This window comes from Microbacterium sp. ISL-103, from assembly GCF_018613995.1.
Taxonomy (GTDB): domain Bacteria; phylum Actinomycetota; class Actinomycetes; order Actinomycetales; family Microbacteriaceae; genus Microbacterium.
The window spans coordinates 782-1,936 of record NZ_JAGGPD010000519.1 but is presented as its reverse complement, the minus strand read 5'-3'; the positions used below and the strand labels follow the sequence as shown (position 1 = coordinate 1,936).

General features: G+C 65.9%; 1 protein-coding gene and 1 pseudogene. Both read left to right on the top strand.

Features of this window, described 5'->3' with window-relative positions:
• Positions 1-446 (top strand): annotated as a pseudogene (gene acnA / locus J7E68_RS16950) (aconitate hydratase); the annotation flags it as partial.
• Positions 447-620: 174 nt separating this feature from the next.
• On the top strand, positions 621-1,155 hold a 535-nt coding region (locus J7E68_RS19985), incomplete at its 3' end, for a 1-deoxy-D-xylulose-5-phosphate synthase N-terminal domain-containing protein (RefSeq protein ID WP_396652519.1).

Genomic DNA, 1,155 nt, shown 5'->3' with positions numbered 1-1,155 from the left:
ACGACGCGGGCATGACCTACCAGGAGCAGGGCACGCCCCTCGTCATCTTCGGTGGCAAGGAGTACGGCTCCGGTTCGTCGCGAGACTGGGCGGCCAAGGGCACGAGCCTGCTGGGCGTCAAGGCGGTCATCACCGAGAGCTTCGAGCGCATCCACCGCTCGAACCTGATCGGCATGGGCGTCGTCCCGCTGCAGTTCCCCGCCGGCGAGAGCTGGGAGTCGCTGGGTCTCGACGGCACCGAGGTCGTCTCGATCTCGGGTCTCGAGGAACTCAACAACGGAGTGACCCCGAAGACGGTGCGCGTCACGGCCACCCCGAGCGAGCACTCGCCCGAGGGCAAGCAGGTCGTCGAGTTCGACGCGGTCGTCCGCATCGACACACCCGGTGAGGCCGACTACTACCGCAACGGCGGCATCCTGCAGTACGTGCTGCGTTCGCTGGTCTGATCACCCGCCGCATCCAGAGGGGCTCGGTTCTTCGGAACCGGGCCCTTCTCGCGTCTCGAGGCCGGTGTCAAGGGGAGAGTCGTTCCCCGAGCTTTCCCGGCTGCCCGCGGTAGGATCGAGCAGGCTTCCGAACCGGAATCGGATGCCGCCAACGGTGCCTAAGAGGAGGTGCAGATGCCCATTCTTCCGAGCATCTCAGGACCCCGTGACCTCGACTCCCTGTCTGAGGACCAGCTCGTCGAACTCGCAGGAGAGATCCGCGAGTTCCTCATCGAGAACGTGTCGCGCACAGGCGGACATCTCGGCCCGAACCTGGGCATCGTCGAGCTGACGATCGCTCTGCATCGGATCTTCTCGTCGCCCGACGACCCGTTCATCTTCGACACGGGGCACCAGTCCTACGTGCACAAACTGCTCACCGGGCGACAGGACTTCTCGTCGCTGAGGCTGCGTGGCGGGCTCGCCGGGTATCCGCAGCGAGCGGAGAGCGCCCACGACGTCGTGGAGTCCTCTCACGCGTCGAGTTCGCTCAGCTGGGCTGACGGCGTGTCTCGGGCCCTCACCGCGACCGGTCGCGCGGATCGTCACGTGGTGGCCGTCGTCGGAGACGGAGCACTCACCGGCGGCATGACTTGGGAGGCCCTCAACAACATCTCGGATGACAACGATCGCAACCTCGTGATCGTGGTCAACGACAACGGTCGCTCGT